The sequence below is a fragment of the Streptomyces sp. NBC_01142 genome (assembly GCF_026341125.1).
Classification (GTDB): domain Bacteria; phylum Actinomycetota; class Actinomycetes; order Streptomycetales; family Streptomycetaceae; genus Streptomyces.
On record NZ_JAPEOR010000007.1, the window covers coordinates 24264 to 45934 of the forward strand.

At 68.0% G+C, this 21671-nt stretch carries 18 protein-coding genes; 12 read left to right on the forward strand and 6 right to left on the reverse strand.

Translation table 11 applies throughout. From position 1 onward, the window contains the following. Positions 1-475: 475 nt before the first annotated feature. Both OG883_RS45130 and OG883_RS45135 read left to right on the forward strand, forming a co-directional pair. Entirely contained in the window at positions 476-1252 is a 777-nt protein-coding gene (locus tag OG883_RS45130) for a hypothetical protein (RefSeq protein WP_266554552.1), read from the forward strand. Beyond that, entirely contained in the window at positions 1242-1877 is a 636-nt protein-coding gene (locus tag OG883_RS45135; protein ID WP_266554554.1) for a Fic family protein, read from the forward strand. Before OG883_RS45130 ends, OG883_RS45135 begins: the two co-directional genes overlap by 11 nt. 580 nt (positions 1878-2457) lie before the next feature. Here OG883_RS45135 and OG883_RS45140 read toward each other — a convergent pair. Next, on the reverse strand, positions 2458-2757 hold the full coding sequence (locus OG883_RS45140) for a hypothetical protein (RefSeq protein WP_266554556.1): 300 nt from the start codon (positions 2755-2757) through the stop codon (positions 2458-2460). Between the two features lie 323 nt (positions 2758-3080). Here OG883_RS45140 and OG883_RS45145 point away from each other — a divergent pair, with 323 nt between their 5' ends. Both OG883_RS45145 and OG883_RS45150 read left to right on the forward strand, forming a co-directional pair. Beyond that, positions 3081-5237 carry a DNA-binding transcriptional regulator gene (locus OG883_RS45145; RefSeq protein ID WP_266554558.1) on the forward strand — a complete coding sequence of 719 codons (2157 nt, stop codon included), beginning with the start codon at positions 3081-3083 and terminating at the stop codon, positions 5235-5237. A 10-nt stretch (positions 5238-5247) separates the two neighbouring features. Next, complete coding sequence (locus OG883_RS45150) at positions 5248-5802, forward strand: XRE family transcriptional regulator (RefSeq protein WP_266554560.1); 555 nt, start codon at positions 5248-5250, stop codon at positions 5800-5802. A 689-nt stretch (positions 5803-6491) separates the two neighbouring features. Here the strand turns inward: OG883_RS45150 and OG883_RS45155 are convergent. From OG883_RS45155 to OG883_RS45170, 4 genes are all read right to left on the reverse strand, one after another. Then, positions 6492-7154 carry a response regulator transcription factor gene (locus tag OG883_RS45155; RefSeq protein ID WP_266554562.1) on the reverse strand — a complete coding sequence of 221 codons (663 nt, stop codon included), beginning with the start codon at positions 7152-7154 and terminating at the stop codon, positions 6492-6494. Beyond that, a complete protein-coding gene (locus OG883_RS45160) occupies positions 7154-9268 on the reverse strand; it encodes a GAF domain-containing sensor histidine kinase (protein ID WP_266554564.1) in 2115 nt (704 codons plus the stop codon). The genes OG883_RS45155 and OG883_RS45160 overlap by 1 nt, the downstream gene beginning before the upstream one ends. A 227-nt stretch (positions 9269-9495) precedes the next feature. Further along, positions 9496-11613 carry a GAF domain-containing sensor histidine kinase gene (locus OG883_RS45165; protein ID WP_266554566.1) on the reverse strand — a complete coding sequence of 706 codons (2118 nt, stop codon included), beginning with the start codon at positions 11611-11613 and terminating at the stop codon, positions 9496-9498. Positions 11614-11720: 107 nt separating this feature from the next. Further along, complete coding sequence (locus OG883_RS45170; RefSeq protein ID WP_266554568.1) at positions 11721-12761, reverse strand: hypothetical protein; 1041 nt, start codon at positions 12759-12761, stop codon at positions 11721-11723. A gap of 199 nt (positions 12762-12960) precedes the next feature. On the opposite strand from OG883_RS45170, the gene OG883_RS45175 reads away from it, so the two are divergent. The 5 genes from OG883_RS45175 (at position 12961) to OG883_RS45195 (ending at position 16824) form a co-directional block, all read left to right on the forward strand. Then, a complete protein-coding gene (locus tag OG883_RS45175; protein WP_266554570.1) occupies positions 12961-13224 on the forward strand; it encodes a helix-turn-helix transcriptional regulator in 264 nt (87 codons plus the stop codon). A 159-nt stretch (positions 13225-13383) separates the two neighbouring features. Next, positions 13384-14247, forward strand: a complete 864-nt coding sequence (locus tag OG883_RS45180; protein WP_266554572.1) for a DUF6083 domain-containing protein — start codon at positions 13384-13386, stop codon at positions 14245-14247. Between the two features lie 127 nt (positions 14248-14374). Then, positions 14375-14848: a hypothetical protein gene (locus tag OG883_RS45185; RefSeq protein WP_266554574.1), complete on the forward strand. Its 474-nt coding sequence runs from the start codon at positions 14375-14377 to the stop codon at positions 14846-14848. After that, positions 14845-16329: a UvrD-helicase domain-containing protein gene (locus OG883_RS45190; protein WP_266554615.1), complete on the forward strand. Its 1485-nt coding sequence runs from the start codon at positions 14845-14847 to the stop codon at positions 16327-16329. Before OG883_RS45185 ends, OG883_RS45190 begins: the two co-directional genes overlap by 4 nt. A 102-nt stretch (positions 16330-16431) precedes the next feature. Then, positions 16432-16824, forward strand: coding sequence for a hypothetical protein (locus OG883_RS45195; RefSeq protein WP_266554576.1), 393 nt, complete (start codon positions 16432-16434; stop codon positions 16822-16824). Positions 16825-17160: 336 nt separating this feature from the next. Here the strand turns inward: OG883_RS45195 and OG883_RS45200 are convergent, their stop codons facing one another. Next, positions 17161-17928 carry a transposase gene (locus tag OG883_RS45200; protein WP_266534967.1) on the reverse strand — a complete coding sequence of 256 codons (768 nt, stop codon included), beginning with the start codon at positions 17926-17928 and terminating at the stop codon, positions 17161-17163. A 418-nt stretch (positions 17929-18346) separates the two neighbouring features. On the opposite strand from OG883_RS45200, the gene OG883_RS45205 reads away from it, so the two are divergent. The 3 genes from OG883_RS45205 to OG883_RS45215 all read left to right on the forward strand — a co-directional run bounded on the left by OG883_RS45205 (position 18347) and on the right by OG883_RS45215 (position 21656). After that, entirely contained in the window at positions 18347-18535 is a 189-nt protein-coding gene (locus OG883_RS45205) for a hypothetical protein (RefSeq protein ID WP_266554578.1), read from the forward strand. A gap of 177 nt (positions 18536-18712) precedes the next feature. Continuing rightward, on the forward strand, positions 18713-19465 hold the full coding sequence (locus OG883_RS45210; protein ID WP_266554580.1) for a hypothetical protein: 753 nt from the start codon (positions 18713-18715) through the stop codon (positions 19463-19465). Next, on the forward strand, positions 19458-21656 hold the full coding sequence (locus OG883_RS45215) for a CHAT domain-containing protein (RefSeq protein WP_266554582.1): 2199 nt from the start codon (positions 19458-19460) through the stop codon (positions 21654-21656). Before OG883_RS45210 ends, OG883_RS45215 begins: the two co-directional genes overlap by 8 nt. The last annotated feature ends 15 nt before the right edge of the window (positions 21657-21671 follow it).

Below are 21671 nucleotides of genomic sequence, written 5' to 3' on the forward strand. Positions count from 1 at the left end.
GACATGTGGTCCTGGGATCAGGGCGCTGACGGACGGCAGGGGTCAGGCCTGCCTTGCCGCCTGGGCTGTCAGGTAGCGCGGACCAGGGCGCGCGCCCAGGAGATCTCCCGGGTGCATCCCCTCCTCATAACGCCGCGGACTGAGGCGGCGGTGTTCCTCAGGACTGAGGAACACCAGCGTGACGCCTCCATCCGGGTGGCGGTAGCCGCAGCAGATGCGCCTGGTGCACACGTCCTGCGGATGCTCGTCCACTGCCGGGCTCTCCCCCGGAGGGTGCAGGTATCGCCGCAACTCCCGCTGGCAGGAGTCGACCCACGCCAACAAGGCGGCCCTGTTGCGCGGCCTCACCTCGTTGTCGGCGTACACCTAAAAGTGCTCGGCCCCGTGCAGGTGAACGTGCCCGGCCTGGTTGTCGCCGCATCGCGCGGAGCAGATGGCCCGGCAGCGTCACACTGTGCGCCAAGAGCGTAGATCGGTGGCGCCGGAAAATTGTGTGACAAAGCTGCGAGCCTTTGGCACGATCGCTCAGTTGTCCTGCCCTGCCCGATTCTGGAGGAACGTCACGACCGTCAATTACGAGCTCGCTCCGGCCTGGTTGCCGTGGTCCGTCGTCGATCCCGACCTCATTGCCTTCGACTGGGACGATGAGGAGGGCCGTCAGGTTGCCACAGTGATCGCCTCGATGGTTCCTCCTTCCGGCGCCGGGTGGGAAGAGAGACATAGCTTCACCACCGAGGTCACGGCGCTTCTGGCAGCCCGATACGGCCGATGGGCCTGCGGATGGCATTGGGCGGTCGGCGAGGGCGGTGGTGGTGGCGTCGTCACCAGCTGGTGCTGCACCTCCCATTCCGTGGGCGAGTCCGCAGCGACGGCCGCCAAGGTGGTCGCGTCGCTGCTGGAGTGGCGCGACTGGCTGGAGGAACTGGCCGAGCGGTTCGCGCAGTTGGCGCCGCCCGCCGGGGCGGATGCCGAGGACCACAGCTGGCACCTGGAACGGGCGGCTACCCGACTGGTGACGGTGGTCGTGGACCGCACGGGTGCCGAATGCGGCTGGTACGGGCTCTGCCGCACGGTGCTGACGTGGTTTCTCTCTTCCACGGGCATGGGGCCGGAGACCGCGAAGGACGCGGTCGACGCCGCGATTGGTGGACGGTTCAAGAGCTGGACGGCACCGTCGCGGACCTTGGTCGACGCCGTGGGAGAGGATCTTGCCGTCGGCCTGACCGGTGAGCAGCCTTACCGTGACCGCTGACGCCTTGGCTGCCTGGTGCCATGTCAGGAACCAGATCGACTGGGCTTCCGCGGTCGGTGAGACGCCGGCCCCGGTCGAGGCGGCCGTGGACGGCCTCGGCATCTGGTGCGATGCGGGGGGCCGCTACTCGAATCCGGCTCGAGGGGACCAATTGCTCGCGGCGCTGGCTCAGTCGCGCGCAGACGCTTCTCGTAAGCGCCCCCTCACCTGCGTGCTTCTGGCTGAATGGCAGCGGCTTGTCCTTGGCATGCCTGAGGTGTCGTTCCGGCAAGGCGATGCTTTCGCCAAGGGTGGCCGGGAACGCTACGCACTTACGCCGCACACCCAGCAGGACTTTGAGCACTGTCTGCGCGAGAGCGCTGACCCAAGAGTCCCCCTGGCCTCCCGTGCGGCCAGGGCCTACCTGGACGTGGCCTTCTTTCACCCCTTCCCGGATGGCAACGCCCGCCTTGCCATGCTCACCCTCGCCTATGTCCTAGAGCTGGAGGGAGTTCGGCTAGATCAGGCCGGCCCCTTGCAGAGCACCCGTTACGCGGACGACGCCGCTGGCGCGGCAGACCTGGCTGCCCTGGTCTCCATCCTCATCCACTCGACCCTTCACCGGGCGACCAGAGACCGTCACTGAGAGCGCAACCTCCCATCAGATTCTCCTGATCAGCCTGGCCAGGAGTTGAGCACGTACATCCGTACGCGGCTGAGCACGTTGATGTGTACGCCGACACTCGTTCTCGTAGTGATGGGCGAAACCACTCTCGCCGGGCAAAGCCGCGTATCTCCCGCTGCGTCTGCCCCACACGGCTCTCGATGCCCAGGTACACCTCCGCGGGCATGGCGCGCCCGGAGAAGACTTCAGGCCGCTGGTGCACCAGCTTCATGTCCCGCACCCAGATCTTCGCTGTGCGTCCGTTCTTCCAGAGGTTGCAGTCCCGGCGGGTAGGGACGAGGTTCCACCAGGCATCGGGCCCGTCTGCGCATACCGCCTGCTCGTGGTCGAGCGCGTAGGCGGGTGCTGTCCCGCAGAAGACGCACCGCCCCTGGTTCGCTCAGCACCATCAACTGCAGCCACAGCGGATGTTGTCGCCGCTCGGTCTCCGCTCGCATCCCAGCCCGCCCCGTCCGCAGCCCTGGAGTCCACGACGGCGGACGGTAACAGCACCCACTGACAGTCCCTGTGTGATGCGGATGAACGGCGAGCGGCAGGTCTGTCAAGAATGAACGGAGAGGCTGCGGATCGTGCGGCCGCTCTCCTCGGTGAAGGCGTGCATGGCTGCGCGGTACCGGTCGCGGCGGGCCTGGTATTCGGCCTCCTCGGTGTTTCCGCGCCGCCAATAGGCCCCCAGGGCCTTGCCCGCCTCATTGACCTCACGCAACGCCGCAACGAGCCCGGCGTCGACGGAGAGAATCTCCACGCGTGCGGATGCCAGGCGGTGCCCTGCCAGGTCCCGTTCGACGACCCGGCCCTCAAGATGCAGCGCGTGCTCCTCCCAGATCCGGTTGCAGGTCACTGCTTGAGGCGACCACGTGAGCACATGCGTTCAGCAACATTTCGGTCGTCCTCGTGCGCGCTTCACTGCGTTTGGTTAAGTGCTGCCCCAGAAGGGCGATGGCAGCACCGAGCACCGTTGCGAGCAGAGTCCCCCATGCGTTCATGCCAGCGGTCTTCCACCGGCTCTTGGGCCCCAACCCCCGTGCACTCAGGCACGGCTGAGGGGAATGCCCGTTGCTGCTCGGCTCCCCGCACAGGCACAACTCAGACCCTTAGCGGCGTGTGTTTGAAGTGTGTTTCGATGTGCGCTTGGGGTAGGGTTGGGTATCGGAGGTGGTTCCTGTGCCCAACGAGCAGGATGAGTTGTTTGCTTCGGTTGATGCCCTGCTCGAGCAGGCGGCGCAGGACCCGTTGCCGGAGCCGGGGGAGCGTAAGCGGCTGCGGGAAGCGGCGGGTTTGAGTCAGGATCAGGTGGCCCGGGCGCTCGTGGTGCGGCGGGAGACGGTGACTGCTTGGGAGTCGGGGCGGACCGAGCCGCGGCCGCCGAAGCGAGCTGCCTACATCCGCCTCCTTGAGGGCTTGTCCGCCTGTCATCCTGTGCCTCCGCCCACCGTGCCAGCGCCAGCGCCAGCCCCGGCCAATCCAGCGGCTCGTCCCCCGCAGGCCGAGCCTGTGGCCGTGGCTTCCGAGCCTGCGACCGGACCACGGCCGGCCGTGCCAGTGGCCCCGACGCCCGCGCGGCGCCCGGAAGAGCCGCCGATCCCCGCGGCCTCGCGCTCATCACGTCGTCCGGCTGCGAAGAAGAACGCCGCGAACCCAGCTGTTGCCGCTGTTGATCCGCGGTTTGCGCACGGTCCGCTCGCGGTGCTGGACGGTGACGGGAGCGCCTACTGCGCAGGGGGCCTGGTGCTGGAATGCCCGGCGACGGACATCCCGGCACTCGTGGAATGGGTCCTGCGCGAAGCCAAGTTGGGTGCGCCGCGGCTGCACCGCAACGGCAAGGACGCCGACCCGCTGATCGTCCTTAGCGCCTCGGCTGCCGAACGGCTGGGGCTTCCGGTGGTGTTGGAGGATCGGCGGAGCCTGCGGCTGCCCGAGGACCATACGGTGGTGCAGCGGATTGCGAAGGCGGGGTGGAAGCTGACGAAGCGCGGTTTCGGCCCGTGGGCGCGGGTCTACCGGCCGGCGCAGTCGGGGCAGCGTCAGTGTGTGCAGCTCGCCGTTCTGCCGTGGGACGCGCTCGACGAACGGGCCTGGGGGAGCGCGACACGACTGCCGTCTGCCGAACTCGCCTCGGTTCTGGTCGACTACGCGACCCGGGTCATCACCCCGCTCGGCTCGAGTGCCGTCACCGGCCTGGAGCTGATGACAGCGCTCCGGCCGCCGACTCGCGCGGTTAAGGAGGAGGAGTCCGGCACGTGGGTGTCCGCTCCGAACCCCGGTGCTCTCACCGTCCCCGTGGATCCGGCACCGCCGGAGGCCCCGGACGGCCACCCGGTCCTCGCTGGCCTCTACCCGGTTCATCATCAGCGCACCCCGGACCAGGTTTTGGATGAAGAGGCCTGCGACTGGTTCCGGCCGCTCACCGACGAGGAGTGCGCGAAGCGGTTCGTGGTCGGTATCGACGTCAACATGGCCTTCGCCGCCGCGGCGAACCGGCTGACCGTCGGCCTCGGACCCGCCGAACACGTCAAGCAGCCGGTGTTCGACAAGGCGCTGCCCGGCTCCTGGCTCGTCGACCTCTCCCACATCGACTTCGATCCCAGGCTGCCGAACCCCTTCACCCCGACTGGCATCCGGCCCGAAGGCCCGGCCTGGTATGCGACACCGACCGTCGCCTACGCCGCCGAACTCGGCTACCACATCACGCCTATCGAGGCCTACGTGCGGCGCGAAACCGGCCCCTACCTGGACGCCTGGTACACCCGGCTCCGCGACGCCTACCTGGCCACCATGGAACAGTGCGGCGTCACCCCCGGCATGGACGAAGCCGACTTCCTCACCGCGATGACCGGCCACAAGAACACCGACCCCGGCCAGGCCGCCGTACTGTCCGCGATCAAAGCCACGGTCAAGGGCGGCATCGGCAAACTCCGCGAACGCCCCCGCGGCAGCGGCTGGCGACCCGGTGAGCCGTGGCCCGCCCTCAACCGGCCGACCTGGCGCCCCGACATCCGCGCCGCCGTCATCGCCGCCGCCCGCATCAACATGCACCGCAAAATGCTCAAACTCGCCGCCGTGGGCCTGTATCCGGTCGCGGTCCTATCCGACTGCGCCGTCTACGTCTCGAACGGCCCCAGCCCGCTGGACTTCCTCCCGCGCACCGAGGACGGCAAGGCGCTGCCCGGCGGCTTCCGCCTCGGCGTGAGCCCCGGCATGGTCAAGCACGAAGGAACCCAGGACCTGCTCTGGGCCGAATCCCTCCTCGAATCCCCGGACACCGCCGTCAACATCGCCCGCCACATCAAGGGCACCGACGCCGCCGTCGACGGAGAATAGGAGAACACCGATGGGCGTCCTCGGCGACAGCCTCGACAAAGCCGCGACCAGCCACTTCACCCGGCCCATCCCCAAGACCGCACCGGCCCAGATGCGCTACCTCGTCAAAAGCGAAAAGGGCACCCGCGCGGTCGCCGACCTCCTCGGCATCTCCCAGCGCACCGTCGAGCGCTACCTCAAAGGCCAGATCAAACACCCCCGCCCCGAGCTCGCCGCCCGCCTGGCCGCCGAGGTGCGTAGCCGCTGGCAGCCCCGCGTACGGGACAAGGCAAAAAAACAGGCCGCCACCACCGGCGGCATCATCATCGAGACCCGCGCACGCTTCGGCTACACCGCCGCCCCCGGCACCACCGACGACGCCCGCATCCGCCTGATCACCCAGGCCCTGCCCCCGGCTTACGCCGCCCGACTGTTCGACGCCCAGGCCACCGGCGCCACCGAACAGCAGCTTCGGGACATCGCCGCTGAAGGCCTGCAGGAGATCTACTTCAAAGACCGCGGCCGCCGCGCCCACGACCTCCAAGTCGCCTTCACCGACATCGACTACATCGAACTTGACTACTGATTCCCATGTCCCGAGTTTCGTAGCGGCCCCACCCCTTCCACAACGGCGGTACCGAAGGCGTCAACACAAAGCGAAACTGATCAAGCGACAGATGTCCGGCCGGGCAAGCTGCGAACTCCTCCGCCACCGCATCCTGCTCGCCTAGATGCACGCTTCGTCACCACCGAAAATGCGACAGAGCCGTTCGTTTACAGTCCCGACCCTGGGTCACTGAGCGGGGTGGGGTTGACCGGGTAGGCGTCGCGGTCGAAGCCCCGTGGTCTGGCGGATTTCTGCTGTACTGGCGTCCAGGCAGGTTCCTGCCAGGTCTGGTTCTGTCGGGCTCGTGTATAAGCGAAGGCCCCACCGGGGCCCGTGCAGGGGTGTCCAGGTGGGGCCTTGCTTGGAGTGTCGTGGTGAGTTGTCCGGTGTGGGTTAGCCGGGCGGTTGGCCGTGCCAGGCTTGGTAGATCGCGGCTGCTGTGGTGATGACGGTGCTGATCACGGGTGTCCATAGTCGTGTTGTCCTGCCCCAGTGCCGGGGCCTGCGCGGTGTGCCGGTCCTGATACGGGACTGCGGCTGCTCCTGGTGCATCTGTCCCTCCCCTTCCGCCGCGGACCCCTCAGTTGCGGGATCCGTTGAAACCAGCGTGCAGTCGGAGGATTCCCGCAGTCACGGGAGCGCCTTACCGAACCAGCGGGAGTGCCGGCTCAAGGCTGTGTGCCGAGGCCTGCCGCGCGTGCCAGAGCGATGAGGTCCGCGCGGTCGGCTGCTCCGAGCTTCGACTTGATCTCGGTCAGGGCGTTCTCGACCCGCTTGTGGCTGATGCCGAGGCGGGTGGCTGCGGTGCGGGTGGTCTGCTTGGGGATGGCGATGGTGTTGAGGATTTCCCTTTCCCGTGTGGTGAGTTGGGGGAAGGCGCCGTCCCGCCGGGCGGTGCGCAGTTGGTCGAACCAGGGGCGCATGCGGGTGGTGTCGGAGAGGTGGAAGATCCATGCGCCGGCCGCTACGTCGCGGACGGCGCGGGTGAGCTGTGTGACGTCTTCTCCTCCTTTGAGGAGGAAGCCGGAGGCGCCGGCGCGCATGGCAGCCATCACGTTGGGGTCTGCTTCGTGTTCCGAGTGCACCAGGACTTTCGTTCCCGGTCGGGTGCGCTGGATCTCCTGGGTGGCCCACAGACCATCGCCGTTGGGCATCCGCACGTCCATTACGACGACATCGGGGTGGAACTCAAGGACGCGGCTCACTGCTTCACGGCCGTCGCATGCCTCGGCGACGACGGTGATGTCGGGATCTGAGTCCAGTAACACCCGCAGGCCGTAGCGGGCGAAGGGGTGGTCGTCGGCGATCACGACTCGGATGACCTGTTCCATCACACGGACCTGCCCTTCGTTGCGAGCTCGGCGTCCTGCGCGCCAGGCAGGTCGCGTGGCAGGCGTGCGACGACTTCGGTGCCGCCATTCCTCCTCGCCCGGATCTCGCAGCTGCCACCGATTTCCGCGGCGCGCTCCCGCATGGATCCCACCCCCACACCAGGACGCATTCGTGAGGGGAGGCCGTGCCCATCGTCCGCGATTGTCATCAGGAGCGCGTCAGCACTCAGATGAAGGCATACCCAGCAGTTGGCGGCTTCTGCATGTCGCAGCACATTCGCCACCGCCTCTACGAGAATCCAGTACGCGGCCTCTTCAACTGCCGCGGCGAGCCGGGGAATCTCCTGTGGCAGCTCTGTATGGAGGGTCAGGGATACGCGGTCGGTGTAGGCCAGGACAGCCTCGCGCAGTCCGAGTTGGTCCACCGGCGAGCGCAGGCCCATAGAGATACGTCGTAAATCCTGGGCGCCTTGGCGAATGTGGACGAGTGCGGTGGCCAGCAGGTCGTGTGTGGCGTCGGGGTTGGTCCGCAGCATCGTGGAGGCTGCCTGAAGGGTCCAGGTGGCGCCGGTGAGGACCGGGCCGACGCCGTCGTGTAGATCCCGGGCAAGGCGGCGGCGCTCTTCGGCCCGCACGGCGACAGCGCGCTCCTGCGAGCGCAACAAGGCCAGAGATAGCTGCACCCCCGCCGCGGCTTGTGCGATATGCCGGGCCACATCCCGCAGCAGCCGCAGGTCCGCGGCCGAGAAACGTTCCTCGACCGACCGCGCCGCCACCAGCAACGTGCCGATTTCCTCGCCCTGGTGTACCAGTGCGAGCCGCAGCGCGACGGGAGCTTCGATGCCGTACGCGGCTACTGGTGCCTTGGCGGCGTCCGGCCCCGTCGCCTCATTCAGTTCAATCTGCACATAGGGCAGGCGCAGCGCCTTGGCCACTGTCGCTGCCGCTTGCGGCAGTACCTGCTTCGGATCGATGGTCGCCTCCAATCGGCGGCCGAGCCCGGCCAGCGCCGCATAGGGATCGTCCCGCAATCCGTACACGAGCCGGCTGACCAGACGATGCAGCACGGTGCGCAGCGGCTGCAATGCGACGGCTACAACACCGGTCGCCAACAGCGGGACCACACCGGAAGCGGAACGCTGCAGAAGAAACCCGAACAGACTCACGAGTCCGATGTAGAGACCGACGACGCAGCCTGTCAGCCCCGCATACAGCAGGGAGTTGCTCAGGATGCGATCGATGTCGAACAGGTTGTGGCGCACGATCGCAACCGCGATGGCCGCACTCAGCACCACGGGGACTAGGACGATCGCGATCGTTTCAGCTGCGGCATCCAGCAGCGCAACGTGCACCATGACCAGGAGGACAGCCATCATCACGGCCCAGGCGACCCACTTCAGCTGCTGCCGCGTGACCTGAGGGGAGCTACGGAAGCGGAATAGCAGCGAGGCAGCCGAGAGCAAGAACGGGCACAGGATGAGCAGTACCGACACGGCACCCACGTACGTCACGGTGAAGGTCAGCGCCGGGATACCTACCGGGTTGGTCATCGAAGGGAAATAGCCCGCGCCCATCGGACCAGGCATGAAGGCGCCGACCGGCAGGACCAGGATCCCGCACCCGCCGACGCATCTGGCAGGGATCCGCCAGCGCGCGGAAGGAAGCCGGCCGTCCGGAAACAACAGGAACAGAAAGCAGATTGAGAAATCGAAGGCGACGAAGGACCAGTTGGTCGCCCACAACGCCAGGGCACCCCCTAGCAGATCTCGGGGGATCGCATAGAGCGCGTACGCATGGGTCAGATACTCGGTGGCCGATCCCAATCCCGCGACCAGCAGCAGCCAGCCAGCGGGGTTGCGTGGCCGACGCGTCGCCACCACGAGTCCTGGCACGGCGAGCAGCACACTGGTCACCGGCTCGATTACCATCAGCCACCAGGGATTCCAATCGGGGCGTGGCGTAGCTCGAGACAGGACCGCGAAGACCGCTGCCGGAGCCGCCACGCCCACCGTGGCGCCCCACAGGATCCAGGCGGTTCGTGCTTGCGCCAGCCGTATCAGTCGCGTCGTGTGCGGGGCCGTGAGTGCCGTTTGTCTTCCTGTGAACTCGTTCATGACTCACCTCCAGTACGGTCAACTTCGATGTGCGGTGATCCCGGCAACAAGGGAGCCGGATCCCGGGTATCCGGGATTTGGGTGAGTCAGCATCACCGTGCCCGTCACCGGCTCAGGGGCAGTTCAGCTTGCCGACGGGTGGGAGCTCCTGAACCGAATCCATCCACCTGCTGTCCGTGCCGCGCGAAGTCGTCGCCGGCAAGCACGATCCGGTTGAATCTGTTCCATCAGTCGGTCCTGCCTTTCTCCTCGTAGTTGGGGTTTTCTGCGCCGGGCAGGCTGACCGGCAGGCGCGCCGCAACCTCAGTGCCGCCGCGGTCTCCGGCGCTGATCTCGCACTCGCCTCCGATTTCAGCGGCGCGCTCGCGCATGGACCCCATCCCGACGCCGGGGCGCACCTGCGTGGGCAGGCCTTGCCCGTCATCAGTGACGGTCATCGTCACCGTGTCGTCGTCCAACTCAAGGCGTACCCAGCAGTTGGCGGCGTCCGCGTGCCGCAGTACGTTCGCCACCGCCTCCACGAGGATCCAGTACGCAGCTTCCTCAACTGCCGCGGGAAGCCGGGGAATCTCCTCCGGCAGCTCTACATGGACAGCCAGAGACATCCGGTCGGTGTAGGCGAGGACGGCTTCCCGCAACCCCAGCTGGTCAACGGGTGAGCGCAGCCCCATAGAGAGCCGGCGCAGATCTTCAGCCCCTTGCCGGATGTGGACCAGCGCGGTGTTCAGCAGGTCGTACGTGGCGTCGGGATTGGTCCGCACCTTGGCGGTGGCGGCCTGAAGGGTCCAGGTTGCGCCGGTGAGGACCGGCCCGACGCCGTCGTGGAGGTCGCGGGCCAGGCGTCGGCGCTCTTCCGCCCGTACTGCGACGGCGTGCTCCTGGGAGCGCAGCAGCGCCAGTGACAGCCGAACCCCCGCCGCAGCTTGCGCGATGTGCCGGGCCACGTCCCGCAGCAGCCGTAGATCCGCAGCCGAGAAGCGTTCCTCGACCGATCGCGCCCCCACCATCAGCGTGCCGACCTCCTCGCCCTGATGCACCAGGGCGAGTTGCAGCGCGACGGGAGCTTCGACGCCGTACACGGCTGCCGGTGCCCTAACGTCGCCCGGCGCCGTCGCCTCATCCAGTTCAATCACCACATACGGCAGGCCCAGCGCCTGCGCCACCGTCGCCGCGGCCTGCGGCAGTACCTGCTTCGGATCGGTGGTTGCTTCCAGGCGGCGGCCGAGTCTGGCTAGTGCCGCATACGGGTCGTCCCGCAGTCCGTACACGAGCCGGCTGACCAGACGCTGCAGCACGTCACGCAGCGGCTGCAGCGCAACGGCGACCACACCGGTCGCCAGCAGCGCGGCAACCCCGGAGGCCGAGTGTTGCAGCACAAGCCCGAAGAGGCTCACGGACCCGATGTAGAGCCCCGCCACACAACCCGTCAGCCCTGCATAGAGCAGGGACCGGCTCAAGATCCGGTCGATATCGAACAGATTGTGGCGCACGATCGCGACCGCGATGGCCGCACTCAGCGCCACACTGGCCAAATCGACCGCGATCGATCCCACCACACCTTGGTTCCAGGTCACGACGAGGGCCACCATGACCACGTCCACCAGCACCGCGAACGCCATCCACTTGATCTGCTGGCGCGCCACCCCACCACTGGCGCCAAACCGCCGGAGTAGGGAGGCGCCCGCTAGTAGAAACGGACACGCGACAAGCAGGAACGAGAACACGCCTTCATTCCGGGCGGCGAACGACAGCACTGATGTGCCGACCGGATTGGGCACCGTCGGGAAGTAGTCACGGTCAATCGGGCCCGGCACGAAGGCCGCGAACAGCATTACCACCACCCCGCAGGCGGCGACGATGCCAGCAGGTGTCCGCCAGCGTGCAGACGGCAATCGCCCATCAGGGAAGAGCAGCAGCAGGAAATAGACCGGGAAGAGGTAGAACGCGAAGGCCCAGTTCGCCACCCACGCGCCCAAGACACCCCCCGGCATGCCTCGGGGAATCGCGTAGAGCCCGTAAGCCTCCCCCAGGGAGTCGAGGACTGCCCCGAACCCGGAGAACAACAGCAGCCATCCGATAGGGCTCTGTGGTCGGCGCCTGGCCACCACGAAACCTGGAAAGGCGTAGGCAATGAGCATGACGGGCTCCACCAGGGTGAGTGCCCATGGGTGCCACTCCGGGTGGGGCATCGACCGGCTGGGAATCGCGAAAGCCACAGCCATTGCCGCCATGACGGCCGTGGCGATCCACAGGCTCCAGGCGGTTCGTTTCTGCGCCAGCTTCGCCAGCAGGGGAGTCGTGTTCGGGATCGGGCGTGCCTCTTGGTTTCCCGCGAGCTTGTTCATGGCTCACCTCCAGTACGGGCACTTTCGGCGGGCGGTGATCCCGGCAACAAGGGAGCTGTTTCCCGGGCATCCGGGAGTGGCCACGCCAGCATTGCGGTGAGCCGGCCTCATTCGGCAGGGCGTACCGCGGGGCGCGAGGGGGTCCAGTGGAGCTCTTCGGTGTGCGGGTCACAGGCCCACGCTTTGATCGTCCCGGCCGTGACGAGCTGATCGAGCAGTGGGCTGAGGTCTGCGGGTGTGGTGCCGCATGCGCGGCTGAGTCGGTCGGTTTCAACGCCGGTGCGTGCGTGGGCGGGGGAGCGGTGTGCCCCGAGGGCCAGTGCGGTCAGCCGTGCACTGGCGGGCAGCATTCTCAGCGGTGCTGCGGAGGTGACGCGTAGTGCCCAGTCGGCGGCCCGGAGACGGTCAGGTCGGCCGGGCGCCCGGCTGAGGGCGTCGACCAGCTGGGCGGTGAAGGTTTGGTCGTGCGCGCAGCCGGTGCTCTGCTGCGACCCAAGGTGGAACCAGCGGTGGCGTTCCAACTCATGCCAGGGCGTGGGGTCGTGGGCCAGGCGCATGCTGCGCAGGAGTCCGGCGGGGAGACGTACCTGCCCGCGGTGGTCGGCGCGCAACGCACACTGCACGGCCAGCAGCCGGGCTTCGGGGCTGGTGCCGGTGGGGAGTGCGGATGCGAGGTAGCTGAGCATGTCCTGGACGCGGACCTGCTCGGACGGGCCACGTTGCCGCCTGGCGCGCCTCCGGCCCTGGCCTGGTTCGTCTTCTGGCAGATGCTGCGTCGACTGGGCAGCGAGAGCGGTGTCAGGGACGACGGCTGCGTGGGGGGTGGCGGCGGCGCATGAGGCGCAGATGTCGGCCAGGCGCCAGATGCGACCGCCCTGTTCGCGGGTGAGGACGAGCAGGATGGGTCCGGTGCAGCCGCGGTGGCGGGGGTGCCAGCGGCAGCCGCGTTCGTGGCACTGGCAGGTGCGCAGATGGGGAGGAAGGGCGTCGCTGCGGGCGTGCCGGGCCAGGTGCGCCAGGGCTGTGGGCCGTGCCGCGGTTGCCTGCAGGGCTTGGCCGCCGGGTGAGCAGCGGGGGCAGTAGAGCACTGGTCCGCCGCGTTGGGGGCGCAGTTCCACCGTCCAGGTGCGGGGCACCGGGGGGTGCATGGTGCACAGCCTCATGGGGCGCGCGTTCCTCCTGACTTCGGCGCGGGGCCAGAGCCCGCTTCCCGCCGACCCGACGAGGGGAGCGGTGTTGGCCGCACCGTAGTGCAGACCTCTGCCCTGCCGCTGGGCGTGGCCACCTGCGGAAATAGGGCAGAGGTCTGCACTGACAGGGCAGGTGTCTGCACCGTCGGATGGTGGGGTGACGATCTTCCCGCCCGACCCGAACCTCACCGCGCTGCGTCTGGAGCTGGCGCGGCTGAGGAGCGAGCGCGGCTGGACCTATGACGAACTGGCTAGCCGCAGCGGCCTGGCCAGGCGCACTCTCATCGAAATCGAGCAGGGCCGCACCATCGGATCTCTCAAGACCTGGCACGCCCTCGCCCACGCCCTCAGCGTGCCCGTCGACCACCTCTTCAGCACCCTCTGCGACGGTCACACACCCCCAGCCGAAGCAGCCGATTAGCCCCGGTTGTACTGCTCTCGACGGATCACCCGATCCGGTCACCGGCATCGCGCGCACGTGCGATGGATCGCGCACCAGTTCCCGCAGATTGGGTCGTTCGTGGGACGTTGACGGCGCGGGCGCCGTGCCTGCGGCGCGTCGCCTGTCACCTTCGCGGCCATGTGTTCCCTCACCACCCCGTCCGGCCATCGCTGGGACGGCACCCCCACGACGCCCCGACGCCTGCGTTCCCTGCGGGTTGCCGCGGACAGCCCCAGCCGGCTCCTGCGCACCGCCCAGGCTCAACGCTGCCGTGACTGCGGCAACCGCATCGACTGGTACACCCGCTCCCATGGGCGACCCGTCGGCCTGCATCCGCAGGAGCTCGATGCAGCCGCGGTCCCGGTCTCCTGCCGCTGGCACGTCGACTCCGGCATCGCGCACGCCGCGGGCGACGGCACCCGGTGGTGCCGTATCCCGCACTCCGTCCTGTGCCCCGCACGTGAGCCCACCGAGCTGCTGACGCCGCAACTGGCCGAACTGCGCCGCCGCCTCGCGGTGGGCACCCGCCGCCTGCTCGACTCCGGCGCCCTCACTCCGCCCTCGCCCAGTGACCCGCCAGCAGCGGAAGTGCCGGTGTGCCGGCCGGCCCGGCCCGTGCTGCAGATCCTGTATGGCCGCTATCTCGCTGCCCGCCCGGTCGATGACATCCAGTGCGTCGCCCAGACCCGCCTGCGCCACCGCTGCCCCCACCGAATCCTTGCTCCGGACGCACCCGCAGGGGTCTGGAGGCTCATGCCCGCCACCGCCGCCCGCGGACAACTGGCCCTGTCCGCAGCCGACATGGCCGTCTACGACCTCACCCACGTGCCCTATGCGGAGCAGCTGCGCTGGCGCACCCAGCGCTGCCCCTCCCACGCTGGCACCTCTGCCGCGCCCGACCTGACGCTCGCAGACTGGGAGGTCTTCGACCCGCTGTTCCACCACCAGCACATCCACGCCCGCCTCCCCGCCACCGCCCAAGGCCGCCGGGAACGGCCGTGAACGCAGCCTCCAGCCAGGGCACCTGGCCGGGTGAGGCGCTCTCCACCGGCGGGACAGCGCCCGTCCGACGCCGCTGTCCGCCACCGGCAGAGGGAGCAGTCCTTGCATACGCCACGGAGGCGTGACCATGCCGCACCACGCTCTTGAGATCACCCTGACCCGGCCCGCCACGCAAGCTGAACTCGCCCGTGCTGTACGCATCATGCCGCTCGCCGCCAACTGTGACCGCACCCGTCTGATGACCGTGGCGAAGGCGAAGAACCCCGACCGGGCCCTGAGCCGCGCCCACCACCGCCTCAAATCACTGCTGCCCCTCGACGTTCTCACCACCCACTACCCGGACACCGAGGGCAGCGTCCTTCTCGCCATCAATTTCAGCTCCACCGCCGACGCCTTCATCCGCCGTGCCGCCGAGCAGGCGGCCCAAAGCCCCCGCGTCTTCCTCCAGCAGACCATCCACCACGCCCTGGCACACCACGCCCGTCAGGAAGCCGCGCGCCTCGACCACGCCCTGAGGGCCCTGCTGGCCCACACCAGCCCAGACCAGCTCCTGGCGGCCGTCGGCCGCACCCTCACCCACTCTGGAACGCGACAGTGCTGAATCCGACCGATGAACAGACCGCGGCCGCGGACGCCTTCCGCGCCGGCGACCACCTGGCCCTCCAGGCTGGCGCCGGAACGGGCAAGACCAGCACCCTCGTCCTGCTCGCTTCTGCCACCCGGCGCCGCGGGCGCTACATCGCCTTCAACAAAGCCATCGCCAACGATGCCGCCGCCCGCTTCCCCGCCACCGTGACGTGCAAGACCGCCCACGCTCTCGCATTCGCCGCGATCGGCCACCGCTACGCCCGCCGCCTGAACGGGCCCCGTCAGGCTGGCTGGAAGACCGGTATGGCCCTCGGCATCACCAAAGCTGTCCGTATCGGCGAACGCGACGTGACGCCCAAGGCCCTGTCCAACGCCGTGCTGCGCACAGTGGCCCGCTTCTGCCACTCCGCCGACCGCACGCTCACCCGACATCACGTCCCGCGCCTGCGCGGACTCGACGACAAAGACCTGCACACCCAATTAGCCCAGGTGGTGCTGCCGTTCGCCCAGAAGGCCTGGGCCGACCTCCAGCACCCCGACGACGGCGTCGTGCGCTTCGACCACGACCACTACCTGAAGATCTGGGCCCTGTCGGACCCGAAGATCGACGCCGACTTCCTCCTCCTCGACGAAGCACAGGACACCAACCCAGTCCTCGAACAGGTCTTCACGGCCCAACGCGCCCACGCCCAGCTGGTGATGGTCGGCGACTCGGCCCAGGCCATCTACGGCTGGCGCGGCGCCCGCGACGTCATGGCCGGCTTCGACGGCCACGCCCTGTCCCTGTCGCAGTCCTTCCGCTTCGGCCCCCGCCTCGCCGACGAGGCCAACCGATGGCTCACGATCGCCGACGCCCCGATCCGCCTCGCGGGCACCGACGCGATCTCCACCTCACTCGCCCCCGTTGAGGACCCCGACGCGGTGCTGTGCCGGACCAACATCGGCGCCATGACCGAAGTCATGACCTATCTCGCCGCCGGCCAACGCGTGGCACTGGCCGGGGGAGGGGAGAGCCTGCGCGCCCTGGCCACCGCTGCCCGAGACCTAAAAGAAGGACGCCGTACCTGGCACCCCGAACTCCTCCTCTTCGCCTCCTGGGGCGAACTGCAGGACTACGCCGAACACGACCCCGCGGGCGGCGATCTGAAGCCGTTCGTCGACCTCATCGACCAGCACGGCCCGGACGTAGTCCTCGCCGCCGTCGACCAACTCACCCCCGAGACACACGCCGACGTCACCGTCTCCACCGCCCACCGCGCCAAAGGCCGTGAATGGGGGACCGTCAAAATCGCCGACGACTTCACCCCGCCCAAGGACACCGATCAGCAGGACGCCAACGGCCGCCCGATTCCCGGCCCGGTCGACGACAGCGAAGCGCGTCTCGCCTACGTCGCCGTCACCCGTACCCGCGGATGCCTGGACCTCGGAGGCCTGTCCTGGATCCACAACCACCCCGACGGAAACCCGTCACTCTTCCCGAACCCTGCATCGTGACTTTCCATCGCAAGGCGAACGAAGAGCTGACCGTCGACGAGTTGGACGGTGCGCCCGACGCATCCGGCCGACCTCTTGCCAGAGTATTGCGATCATCGCATCATGCATCTCATCGACGAACTCGCCGCCCTGCGCAGTCCCATGCCCAAGCCGGGCAGTGTCACGCCGGCCGACTGCTACGACGACGCGTGTGAACAGACCGAGCAGCAGCGCAAGGACGACGCCCTCCACCTCGAGGCGGCAAGCGACGGCCTGGAGATGGACCCTCTGCTGCTGGCGCTGAACGATGCCCGGGCGCAGAGGGAGTCGGCGGACGCCCGTATCCGCCGACTGCTCGCCTACGGACGGGAGTTCCACGGCGCCCGCCCCTACCGACTCGAGGATCTCGCCCGGGCCGCCGGGTACACGGTCTCCGGCGTGCGCACCGCGTACGCCGAGGACGAGATCAGCGATGTGGCCGCGGAGATCAACCGCAATCCGAACCGCTCGGTCTAGTCAGACGACACCGCCGACCACCTGGCCCGGCTCATCACACGTAGCGACGGCACGGCTGGGGAACCGGCACGGGTCTGGGCCGACTTCGACCGGCAGCGGGCACCATTCCATCAGCCCTGCGCGGTGAGCTGCCGCTCCCAGCCCTCCTCCAACATCCAGGCGACGGAACCGACCCTCGCCAGCGCCTCGTCCGCCATCTCGTCGTCGAAAGTCCATGCGCACGGTTGCTCGTGCTCGACACTGTCAATAACGTCCGTCAGTTTTAGAGCTAAGGCTTGTCCCGTAAATGATCTTGGGTGGGTGCGGGCGTGGCTGGTGGCCGGTCCGGCCGCCCGCCTATCCGGCGAGGTTGAGGTTGTGGAGGCGGGCGATTCCGAGCATGGCGTGGTGGACGCCATCGCCCTTGAGGCGGCAGTCGCGGAGGATCTTCCAGGTCTTCATGCGGGCAAAAACGTGCTCCACGCGGGCGCGAACCTGTTTGTGGGACTTGTTGTGGGCCTGCTTCCAGTCAGGCAGTTCTTCACCTTTGCGCCGACGGTGTGGCATGACGAGTCCGGTGCCCGGATAGCCGCCGTCGGCGATCGTCATGGCCTTGCCGACGGCGGCCTTCGCGCCGGACTCCTCCCACGCCCTGCAGTCGTTGCGGTTGCCGGGCAAGGGCCGGCCGACCACGACGACCAGGCGGGTATCGGCGTCGATGACGACCTGGTGGTTCGTGGAGTACCGGTAGTTCTTGGACTGCTCGGCGATGCTGTGGTCGCGGGTGGGCACCAGGGTGCCGTCCACGATGAGCACGGTGTCCTTGCGGAACCGTTTGCGGGGCTGGAGCGCCAGCGACGGGCCGAGGTGGTCGATGATGCGGTCCGCCGCGGACTTCGATACACCGAAGAGCGGAGCGAGTTGGCGCATTGTCAGGTTCGTGCGCCAGTAGGCCGCGACGAGCAGAACCCGGTCCTCCAGCGGAAGTCCCCACGGGCGGCCCTTACGGACCGGATCTGCACCTTCGCGGCGCAGTGCGGTCACCAACCTGCCGAAGGAACGCGGGCTCAGCCCGGTGAACGGGGCTATCCAGGACGGCTCCGACGCCGTGATCACACCAGACACCCGAAGATCATCTCACCCGTGACCAGCAGTTACGGGACAAGTCTTAGGGGGAGATCGAGAGCGCGGTAGTCCCCGACCGGGGAGATCGCCGATGTCACGGTTCAAGGCACGCAGCGCAACGGCACACATGTGTAAGTGCGAAGTCTGTTCCAACTGCCCGACGTCCTGCCGGATGGACACTCCGCGAGAACGCCGCCGAGCGGGGATGCGGTCTGAGGAGTGAGGGTGTGAAAATGGAAGGGTCTGCTGAAGGTAGCCGCCGCTTTAGGGCCAGCTCGTGTACGCATCGACGTGCCGCGGCCGCGGGCGGGGCCGCTCAGTGCCCTGTACGGGTTGCGGTTGCAGGGCAGCAGGGCGTCTGGCCCTTGTAGACCTGCAGGGCCGCGGGTCGGTCGCCAGGGCGCGGAGGTGGGTTCGGGTGGCGCAGCCGCTGGTGTGGCGGATGTTCGTAGCCGCGGGCGGCGGTGAATGCAGCGATCCGTACGGGGCCGCTGATGCCTACTCTTACCACGCGGTGGTGCTCGCCGACTTCGGCGAACGTGTCGGCCAGTGCCAATTGCCGGTCAAAGTCGAGGACGTGAGCCTGTCCTGCTTGGTGCGCCCGTAGTAGGAGGCGGCGAGGGTGCGGCGGAGCCTGGTGCCCGCCGAGCGAGCAGCCACCCCGTTCGTGCTGCACGATTTCCACCGGTATGCATAGCCTGGGAGAGAAGGCGTTGCGACGGGTTCCGGCGGGAACTTATCCGGCTGCGATTCAGCCGATGATCCAGTACAGCCGCTTTCGGAGATGATCGAGATGAGCGGCAGCAGTGCGCATACCGATCAATTGCTTTCCACTCTTGAGGCTGCTGCCGAGAAATTTACGCAAGCAGGCGACCGAGGCAAGGAAGCTGCGGTCCGGTTCGACCTCGGCAGATATCTGTTTCAACTGGACCGTGGCGGCGCGGCCTTCGAGCAACTCCGCCGCGCGGCGGAAATCTTGGAGCAGGAGGGGCTCACGGCCCCGGCGGCCCAAGCGCTTCTAGGCTGCGGGCATGCTCTGACGACCGAGGGGCGACACGAGGACAGTCTCCCGTGGTTCGACCGGGCCATCGGCCAATTCGCTCGTTGCCAGGACAAAGCCGGGGAGCTGGAGGCCTCGGCGGCCAAGCTCGAAGCGTTGGCCGACCTGAACCGGTGGTCCCACACCAATCTGAGCAACGAGATCATCGCTGCAACCGATCACAAGGACAGCTTGCGGCTGCTCACGTTCCGGTTGGTGGCCTTCCGGTATCAGACGCAGGCACGGCTGGCGGCAGGGGACCCAGTGGGATCCGTTGGCCCGGCACGGCAAGCAGCGGACGCCGCCAGCCGACTGGGAGACCCTCACACTGAGGCGACCTTCCGGCTAGCCCTCGCCCACAATCTTCGGATTCTGAAGGAAATGGCACTAGCGGCCGAGGAGTACGAGCAGGTGCTGGCCGTGGTGCGTGATCTGCCTGGTGCTGACGACCTCGAAAGAGAGGCACTGAAGGGCTTGGAGGCGACGCTGGATGACTAGCGTCCGAACGGGTGCAGACCGGTTCCTTCAGCTGGCGGACCAGTACGCGCGTTCCGGAAATACCCGCATGGAGGCGGAGTGTCGCTACCAGCGGGCACAGAGTCTGGGCCGCGGCCAGAAAACCGTCGAGGGTCTCGTACAGTCCGGCGACACATCGGCCCTGATTGACCTGCGGAAGGAGCGCGCGGCGGAGTACGAGCGCGCGGCTGAACTGTTCGCCACGAACGGCCTTGTCGGGGAGGCGGGACGGTGCTGGTATCAGGCTGCGTACGAGTACAACTGGCTTGGACTGGTCCGCCCGGAGTATCGCGAGAAGTGCTACTCCACCTGCAGCACAGCCGCCGAGCACCTCGGCGCCGCCGGCGACTGGTGGGGGAAGGGGCTGGCTGAATTCGCGGCCGGACAGACCTTGCGGACAGGCGTGATCGGCGGCCCGCCGGACCCGCGGAACATACCTGCCCTCCGCCGTGCGGCAGAGGCCTTCACGCGCGCGAACCGCCCGGTGGAGGCGGCTGCAGTCGAGTTGACGGCTGCCGTCGCGCTGACGCAGACCGGCGGCGAGGCATGGATGCCCACCGCCGTCGAGGCCTTGCACACCTATGAACAGGCCCGGCCGAGCCTGCGAATACCCAAGGACCGGGAGATCAACGACCGGATCATCGTCGCCAACGGAGCCCGAGTCCTGACCAGCAAGGTGAGCAGGTCGGCCGCCACCATGCGCGAGCACCCGGTGTGGAGCGAGCTCGTCTGGCTGCTCAGTGAGGCACCCAAGGCACGCTCGTTCCAGGACCAGCACCTGCAGGACGACACCTGGAGTCGCCTGGCTGCCGACGACAGCACCCTGTCGGAGCTGATGACGCGCAGGAAAGATCTGGCACAGGAACACACCGATCTCGAACGAATGATCAAAGCGGCAGTGGTCACCAGACGCTCCGACGCCAAGGTCCAAGTGATGGAGCAGGAACTCAGGCTGAAGGAACGCGGGCTGGAGGATATTGACCGACAGGTGGCCACACGGTTCCAGCGTCTTGCCCACGACACCCCAGAGCGGATCGAACTGCTCAGCACCTCCCCGGTAACCCCGCAGCAGCTGCAGGCCTGCCTGGAACCGGGCGAGGCGTACATCGGCTACCGGTGGAACGACGGAGCTCCCCTGCGCTCCATCGTGACCCGGGCCACGGTGACTACCGGGCTTGCCACGGGCGTCACATCGGAATTCGCTACACAGGCCGTCGCCGCCGGCCGCGACGGCGAGGACTTGCCCCGTGACGAGTTCACCGATGCGGATCGGTTGATCGGGTCGGTCCCAGAGGAGACTGACACGCTGATCATCTCTCCCGATTCGCTTCTCCTTGGCCTTCCATGGCACCAGCTGCCGAGCCCAGGTCAGACCGATTCCAACCTCACGCTCGGCGAGCGCTACACGATCTCGATCGTTCCTGCAGCGGGCGTCCTGCGCCATCTGCGAACCAACCGTCCGAGCGCCGCACGGCCCGGGCAAGACACCGCCTACCTGGGAGTGGCCTGTGACGGAGGGGGCGAGGACGCCCTCAGCTTCGTGGACCAAGAGGTGAAGGCGACCAGGCGGAACCACTTCGCCGATGAAGCCGGGTCCGGCTGTCTCGTGACCGCGGACTGCGGCAGGTTCTTGGAGCGTGGATGCAGTGCCGGTCTGCTGCACCTTGCGTGCCACGCTGAGCCACATGGGCTGCTGCTCTCCTGCGACGGCACCTGGACCCGTCCCACCGACCTGCTCAATGTGCCCGGACGCACTTTCGGTGCCGACATCCTGCTGCTGACCGGATGCAGCGCGGGCGACTTCTCGGGGGAGGAGAACAACGAGTTTCTCGGAGTCGTCCGCCAGCTCATCGTAGTGACCGGCGCCCGGGCCGCCGTCGCCAGCGTGGCGCCCGTTCCGGACGCGGCCGGCGTGCTTTTCGCGGACCTGTTCGTATCGGCTCTGAATGGCAAGAGCCCGGACCGCCCGTGGCGAACCCCCGGCCACCCGCTCGCGGTCGGTCCGGCGCTCGCCTGGGCGCGACAGACGATGCGCACCAGACTGCGCGTCGAAGACGTCAAGGCCGTCGTCGCCGGCTGTGAACACCCGCGACCGGCACGCTCCACCTGGTGGTCCCCCTGGTTCGTCGTGGGCGACCCCAGGGCAACCACGAGCGGCGGCCGGACCACCTGACCGGACAAAGCTGGG